At 38.1% G+C, this 8,402-nt stretch carries 5 protein-coding genes; 3 read left to right on the top strand and 2 right to left on the bottom strand.

Annotated features, from left to right (window positions below):
• Positions 1–512: 512 nt before the first annotated feature.
• The 3 genes from PVV57_RS07615 (at position 513) to PVV57_RS07605 (ending at position 3,750) form a co-directional block, all read left to right on the top strand.
• Positions 513–905, top strand: coding sequence for a Fur family transcriptional regulator (locus PVV57_RS07615; protein ID WP_273719259.1), 393 nt, complete (start codon positions 513–515; stop codon positions 903–905).
• Between the two features lie 154 nt (positions 906–1,059).
• Positions 1,060–2,154 carry an HlyD family secretion protein gene (locus tag PVV57_RS07610; RefSeq protein WP_273719258.1) on the top strand — a complete coding sequence of 365 codons (1,095 nt, stop codon included), beginning with the start codon at positions 1,060–1,062 and terminating at the stop codon, positions 2,152–2,154.
• 24 nt (positions 2,155–2,178) lie between these two features.
• Complete coding sequence (locus PVV57_RS07605) at positions 2,179–3,750, top strand: DHA2 family efflux MFS transporter permease subunit (protein WP_273719257.1); 1,572 nt, start codon at positions 2,179–2,181, stop codon at positions 3,748–3,750.
• Between the two features lie 1,522 nt (positions 3,751–5,272).
• Here PVV57_RS07605 and PVV57_RS07600 read toward each other — a convergent pair.
• Positions 5,273–5,857, bottom strand: a complete 585-nt coding sequence (locus tag PVV57_RS07600; protein ID WP_273719256.1) for a GNAT family N-acetyltransferase — start codon at positions 5,855–5,857, stop codon at positions 5,273–5,275.
• A 77-nt stretch (positions 5,858–5,934) separates the two neighbouring features.
• Entirely contained in the window at positions 5,935–7,068 is a 1,134-nt protein-coding gene (locus PVV57_RS07595; RefSeq protein WP_273719255.1) for a type III PLP-dependent enzyme, read from the bottom strand.
• Positions 7,069–8,402: the final 1,334 nt, after the last annotated feature.

The raw sequence follows: 8,402 nt of genomic DNA, 5'->3' as shown, positions 1-8,402 counted from the left end.
GCAAAATAAAAACCTAAAAGGCAAAACACCGCGTATATGATAATTCTTAGTCCATAAAACAAGAGCAAAACCAACCATCGCAAGCAGAAACCGCTCTCGTTACTCAGCGTATATAGTACTCTTTCAACAAAAGAGTCAATATCATTTTTGACTTTTTTTCAAAAATAAAATAGCAATACAACAGGTTGTATTCTAATCTATTACACTAAAAATAAACAAATTTTAAACTTGAAAGCTCAAAACATTATCAAAGAAACAGCACGCTTCTAAAAAAACATAAACAGACCAGGCCTATCAATAATAAAGACGAATTGCATGAAAGTTTCTTGCAAAATAACGGCTGCTCTTAGACCATAAGTCCCCCCTCCTCTCACAACGGTTATAACTGTCCTTAAATATCACGACGCATATCATGTAAAAGACTAAAAGACAGACTACATATTCTATCATCACCATTGCATAAACATCTTACACGCTTTATGCTTTTCCATGAGAGCAAAAGGAAGATGTCAATGTCATCTAAACTAACGCGTAACCAAACATTGGTTTTGAACACTTTAAAGAATGCAAAAGGGCCTTTAAGTGCTTATGCGATTCTTGACCAATTACGCGAAGAAGGTTTTCGTGCGCCTCTCCAGGTTTATCGTGCGTTAGAAAAGCTCGTACAATTAAAGTGTATTCATCGTCTTGAAAGTGTAAACGCCTTTATGGTCTGTTTACATCCTGAAAAGTGTCAACACGAACTTACAACTTTCATCATTTGCGAAAACTGTGGCACAGTCAATGAAATACAAAATCAAATGATTGTATCGAGTTTAAAACAAATGGTTCAAGCTGTTGACTTCCAAGCACACAAAAGCACTCTAGAAGTACGAGGTCTTTGCAAAAAATGCGCAACAAAGTAAGACCTCTAACTTGCAAGTTTATATGTTTAGCATTATGTGTCAAAGATTGACTTATTGTTTGAAAAGCTCTTATCGCCCTTGCATGTATATCACCCTACCCTGTCGTGATAGGCTTATTATACGCGTTGGAACATAAATATTGGAAGTATAAATCATGTCCGTATCTGAGACAATTTTTTCAACAAAAAACCTCGATAAAACGAAACAAAAAAAAATAATCAAGGCTCTTTTTATCGTCTTTGCACTTTTTGTACTTTGGTTTGGCTATAAGTGGATAACACATTGGCGTTATATGCTAGCCACTGAAGATGCCTATGTGCAAGGAGATATCGCAGCTATTGCGCCCAAATTAAACGGATATATTGAAAAAATTGCGATTAAAGCCAACCAAGTCGTAAAAAAGGACGATGTTTTATTTTACTTAGACAATGGTGATTATCAAATAGCCTTGGATCAAACAAAAGCGCGTCTTAATACACAGAAAAAAACACTTTTACGCATTGATGCACAAATTACAGCTGCTCACAGTAGCTTAGATGATGCAAAAGCGCAAAAAGCAGCCGCTTCCGCCATAGCAACCAATGCACAACTCACCTTAAAACGCATTACAGAATTGAAAGCGAACCGTTATGCTCCTCAATCTGGTGTTGATGATGCCAAATCAGCTTATGAACAAGCTATCGCAAATGTTAATAGAGCGGATGCACAAATCGCCGCAGCACACGCCAATATCCAAGTGCTCGAAGCACAACGAAATGAAACAGAAAGCCAAACAAAGAGTTTAGAACTTTCGCGTGAAAAAGCACAACGTGATCTTGATTCAACCATTATACGCGCACCATTTGATGGAATTATAGGAAATTTAACAGCAAAAACGGGAGATTTTGTTGTCAATGGCCAACGTCTTGCAGCGTTAGTCCCCATCCATGCGCTTTATATTGAAGCAAACTATAAAGAAACACAGTTGCAAAATATTCATGCGGGACAAAAGGCTTATATTTCTGTTGATGCCTTCGAAAAGGATGTCTTTACAGGAACAGTGCTTTCTATTTCGCCCGCAACAGGTGCTGTTTTTTCTCTTCTTCCTCCACAAAACGCGACTGGTAACTTTACAAAGATTGTCCAACGCATTCCGGTACGTATTTCTATTCCAGAGGAAATCTTAAAGACCGGACATATCCGGGCAGGAATGAGTGTTTCAGTAGAAGTTGATACACGGACAAAACCACAAGATAAAAACCTCTTATAATAACAAGTAAATGACCTCATTATTATGACATCTTCAATGCCAAAGCCCATACAGTCTCAAGAGCGCATAGAAATCCGTAACATTGTGATTTTCATCGTTATGGCCTTTGGTATGTTCATGGCGATTTTGGATATACAAATCGTTGCCTCCTCTTTAGCTGAAGTTCAAGCTGGTCTTGCTGCAAGCTCTGAAGAGATTTCATGGGTTCAAACCTCCTATCTCATTGCTGAAGTCATCATGTTACCCCTTTCTGGGTTCTTAGGAAGATTGCTTTCAACACGCGTTTTCTTCACCATATCAGCGATCGGGTTTACGATTACTTCTGTTCTTTGTGCAACAGCAACATCTATTGGAGAGATGATTATCTATCGTGCATTGCAAGGTTTTATTGGTGGAGGAATTATTCCAAGCGTTTTTGTCGCCTCTTATGTTCTTTTTCCTCCTTCCAAACGCCCAATTGTTACCCCTATTGTTGGACTAGTCGCAACGTTAGCCCCCACTATTGGTCCAACGGTCGGCGGTTATCTCTGCCATCTCTTATCATGGCATTGGCTTTTTCTCATCAATGTGCCTTTTGGGATTATTATTTCAATTCTCGCGTGGAAATTGATTGATTTTGATAAAGCAAATCCATCTCTCATGGCTAAATTTGACTGGTTGGGACTCATTTCTATGGCTGTTTTTCTAGGAACTTTAGAGTATGTCCTAGAAGAAGGCGCACGTCATGATTGGCTAAATGATCGGCTGATTCGGGACTTATTCATTATCATGATCTTGTCTGCCGCCCTCTTCTTCTGGCGCGCATTTACCGCAAAAGAGCCTATTGTTGATCTTACGACCTTTTCTAATTTTAATTTTTCTGCTGCATCAATTTTTTCCTTTTCTTTGGGAATAGGCCTTTATGGGCTCACATATCTTTATCCTGTCTATTTGGGCCAAATTCGTCATTATGATGCGCTGATGATTGGAGAAACATTGTTTCTTTCAGGATTTGTCATGTTATTAACGGCACCTCTTGCCGGATATCTTTCCGCACGAATGGATGCACGTTTGATGATGGCGATAGGACTTTTAGGCTTTGCAATAGGAACTTGGATGGCGAGTTCTATCACAGACAACTGGGATTTTTGGCAACTCTTTTGGCCACAAGTTTTCCGTGGTGCTTCTGTAATGTTATGTATGGTTCCTGTTAATAACATTGCCTTAGGAACACTGCCGCCAGAACGCATGCAAAATGCTTCTGGACTTTTTAATCTCACACGGAATCTGGGTGGAGCTGTAGGGCTTGCCATTATCAGCACTCTCATGACAAAACGCACAGACTTCCATTACGAACGAATCGCCGAAACGCTGAACTACGCAAACAGACAAGCAACTGAAATGCTTTCAAAGTTTACTTTATTTTTCAAGACAGAAACCTTTGATTCGTATACGCTTGCTCTTTCTCAATTGTCTGGTATGGCACGCATACAAGCAATGATTATGGCTTTTAGTGATATTTTCTTTATTATAACCATTATCTTTGGTCTTTTGACATTTATGACCATTTTTCTCAAAAAGATACCGCCCCTCACTGATTCTCCACCAAATCACTAAACTTAATTAAAATTGAAGAATGCTTTTTATCTTTATCACTTTCTTCGATTTCTTTTCACTTTATCTCTTCTCAATAGACAATATGAATCAACACGTGATTCTAAATGATTCTTCTGATAAAAATTTTTTTTCAATGCATGCTATTTGAGCATTAAAAAATAACTTCTCACATGAAAAATTGTTTTAGAGGAGAATGATATAATCAACTAAGATCTTATCTAAAGTGCTCTACACCATAGAAATAAAGCAGCTCTTTTTATAAGATCTTTGATTTCTCACCATAGGGCAGAACAATCATTAAAAGAATATTTGCCCATGTCATGTGAAATCTCTCATCTTTCTGGCAATCTATTTTATGCTACTGTTCTTATAAAACGATCCTGTAAGATTCTGTGCACTTCACTCTTTTTAAATTTACGAGAAGGGATCACTATTCTCTTTTCCTACCCTCCATGGTCCCCTCTTCTTTAAAGTATTTCATAAAAGATTGATGATCTTTTTGATTTTTATTTAAGTCCCCATTTTCTTTACAATATGATGTATAGAATGACGATTTTTTGATTCTGCATGCGAAACTTGAAATGAGAATCCGGTATTCGACACTCTCATACCCATTGAGAAACATTATCTTTATAGTAAAAGAAGTAAGAATATGTTTTTTTAGAAGCTTTCAAACATGTAATTTTATTTTTTTATGCTCTTCTAAATAATCTCATCCCTACAATTTTGATTCTACCGTGGCATATCTTTCTGCCCGATCACTCAACTCGTGCTAAAATCGCATAAAATTTCTCAAAATATTGCTCTTTTTGAATAAAATTGATCAATGAATGACCACCTTCTATACCCTTAAAGCATGGGCGCTGTTAACGACAGCAGTCTCATCTTTAATATAAACGTCTACACACTTGTTTAACCTCTCAAAGACACGCATTCTTTTGTGTTGAATCTCCCCAAACACTTATAGAAATGCTTCCAATATCTTTTTACCGATAGGCAAGTAATCATTTCTGATATGAAAAATTTAAAGAAGCTCTCGTTGTCATAATACGTTGATTTACAAATATAATTTATCATTTTACATATTATAATGAGCAATCCGAATATCGCAATTTCCTCTTTGAAAACTATTTATGATGAATCACTCAAAACCATTCCCTTGGCCCCTCACAAGCAGGGAAATAAAAACTGTTTTAAAAAGAGTAAAACCGCCTCAATACAAGATTGACCAATGCTATGGAGAGCTGAAATTTTATGATGATACCAGAGCGAAAGCATCCCAAATCACTCAAGAATTCGGTTTCTTTCAATATGATGAAATAGGACACTATTTCAAAAAATGAGCTTTAAATATATTCCTACGACCTAACTGCAACGATCAAAAATAAGAAACCAGCTCCATAAAAAAGCCATATAACATAACTGCAAAACAACGCCCCAAAACTTTGTACAAATACTTTGGCACCAGCGAATGCACTTCTCTCAATTCTCGCACTGTTGAAAAACGAAATAAATACAATCTTCAAGCCACTTTATGATGCTGAAAACGTTTAGAAACTTCTCGTTCTCCACGAGCAACCAAAGTGCCATAACATCCAGAAAGATAGTGTGGTATCAGTTCCAAGGCTTGAAAACGATGTTTTTCATAAGGACCAGGCATTGCCAAATTTTCTGTTAAGCGATTTGAAAAACCAAAACGTTGATAAAATTCAAAATCTCCTACCAATAAAATAGCGCCATATCCTAATTTTTTGGCTGTTTCAATTGCATGACGGACTAAAATTGATCCTATTCCCATACCAGCACATTCAGCTGCAACAGCCAAAGGTCCCAAAAGCAAAGCATGTTGTGTTTCATTTTTTTCTTTAAAAAAAGAAACATGCCAAAGACGGACACTCCCCACAAGCTCACCAAGCGCATTTTTCACCACAAAAGAAAGCTCTTGAGCCGCTAACCGACCACGACGTAAAGCCTCTGATGATTTACGTTTACGTCCATGCCCCATCGTTGCATCAAGCAAAATTTCTCGATAAGGCTTGTCTGCTTCTTGCTCCAATGAAAGTGTAAAACATGCCCCATTTTTTGTTTGAAAATTAATCATGTTCATCTTAATGATCCACCCTCTTATAGCGCAATGATGAGCATAGCAAAAAATCTAAAAAAACTTACAGTTAAAAGCAAATCTCAGATCACATACGATCGTAAAGGTTCAAAACCATTAAAGGCGACAGATGCGTAAGTTGTTGTGTAAGCTCCCGTTCCATGGATCAATATCTTATCTCCAATCGTTAGAGATAAAGGAAGCGGATAAGGTGTTTTTTCATAGAGAACATCTGCCGAATCGCATGTTGGTCCAGCCAAAATACAAGGCTCCATAACCTTATCATCATGCGGGGTCTCAATAGGATAACGAATGGCTTCATCCATAGTTTCAGCAAGACCATTAAATTTCCCAATATCAAGATAAACCCATCGGACATTATCATTGTCAGCTTTTTTAGAGATCAGAACAACTTCTGTGCGAATAACACCAGCATTGCCAACCATTGCACGCCCTGGCTCAATAATCGTCTCAGGGATACGGTTACCAAAATGCTTTTTTAATGAATCAAAAACTGCCGTACCATAAACTTGTTCTGTAGGAACATCTTTCAAATAACGCGTTGGAAAACCACCCCCCATATTCACCAACTTCAATGAAATACCTTCTTGTTCCAAATTTTTAAAAACGGTAGCAGCATCCGATAAAGCACGATCCCACGCACTCAGATCAACCTGCTGAGAGCCAACATGAAAAGAAACACCATAGGCTTGCAAACCTAATTGGTGCGCGCGCTTTAGCACATCAACCGCCATAGCAGGAACACAACCAAATTTGCGTGACAATGGCCACTCTGCACCTTTTCCATCGGTAAGAACTCGGCAAAAAACACGCACTCCTGGAGCCGCCCGCGCAATTTTTTCCACTTCTTCAATACAATCAACCGCATAAAGTGAAACGCCCAATGCATAGGCTTGCGCGATATCACGCTCTTTTTTAATCGTATTCCCAAAAGAAATACGCTCTGGGGTTGCCCCTGCTTTTAAAGCCATTTCAATTTCTGCAACAGAAGCCGCATCAAAAGAAGATCCTAAAGAACTTAGCAAGCACAAGATTTCAGGGGCTGGATTCGCCTTTATTGCGTAAAAAATACGAGACTGTGGCAGAGCTTTCTCAAAATTTAAATAGTTGTCACGAACCACATCAAGGTCAACAATTAAGCATGGACCTTCAGAACGATGTGTTGCAAGAAAATCGCGAATACGTTGCGTTGCCATCTGCAATTCTCCTTGAGGGAAAGTTCCCCCACTCTATGCTTGGACAGCCAAAACTGCCAAAAGCCAAAGGACAAAAAACACACAACAACCATCCCCATTCTGATCACCAAAAACCAGAAATTAGCATTGCATGCAGCGAAAGAACAGCGCGAAGGCCGCGTCATTCTATTTTATCTGCCTTTTTGATTGGAGTTGAGAAAACCACTTCCGCACTGAAGGCAATGAGGTGTGCCTCTATAGTTATCCCAGCATTTGGACAGCTGGAAGACACCAGAAAGGCCCGCACCGTCGTTGCTTCAAGATGTCCTCATTCTTACAATTGGCTGTAAGAGTGACTGGAGCGGTTAGTTCCAGGTACCGTACCGGTTAATCTCACCATTTGAGAACCAGCGGACACCCACAGGCACGTGCGACTTTGGGCAAGGCATCCTATAAAACGAATCCTTTCTCATTTCAATCATTTTTTTAATTTTAAACATTTTTTAATTTTTAAAGAGAATATGATGCGAAAAAACAACACTCTCCTCCACCATACAAAGCCACCCATCCGCTTTCATGGGATACCCCCCTACACATCCGTACAACGGAAATCACAATCTTGCTTTAAAAGTACCTCTTTTTTCAGCTCTCCTATTCAGTTTTCCAACATCATCTATAGAAAACAACGCAAAATATAGTACTCTGCACATTAATTTATAATTTTGGCCTTAAACAGGAATCCCATCGTAAAATGCTTTTATTTCCCCCTTTCTTATAATGAATCAATCAAAATCATGTCTCTTGCATTTCACAAGTATAAAACAGTATAACGGTTGAAAAAAGAGTAGAATACCTCTTATAAATCCTTTCAAAAGCAAGGAATACTAACATTAGAATCTAAGGATATCCCGACTGAAGCTGCATCATCTTTAAAGATAATGATATCCTTGCCCCCAACAAAATACTATTATCTTGCTCATTGATATCCTAAAAATCCGTGTTTCCAACGTCCATTTCACCGCATCCTTAAGCAAGATACCATGCAAAATCCCCCGTATAATAGAGCTGGTATGGTATAACTCAACTGCACATGATCATCATTTATGCTTATGAAGTTACAAACCAACACCCCATTCTATCTGCCAACTCCCAATATTACAGAAACGCCCACATTGAGATGCACCATATTATATTAAATGTTTTTTTCCCACACATTGCCCCCTATGTAACATACAAGTGAATGGAATTCATGTGATTCGTCATCACAATCTGAAAGCAATAACGTTTAAGGTATTCAACTCTTTGATTCAAAGAAAAATAAATTATCTTTATAAATCAATGTGCTATATTTAAAT

The organism is Bartonella sp. AU15XJBT, assembly GCF_028618615.1.
Taxonomy (GTDB): Bacteria; Pseudomonadota; Alphaproteobacteria; order Rhizobiales; family Rhizobiaceae; genus Bartonella.
Note: the sequence above shows the minus strand (reverse complement) of the source record. Positions and strands in the feature narration are given on the sequence as shown.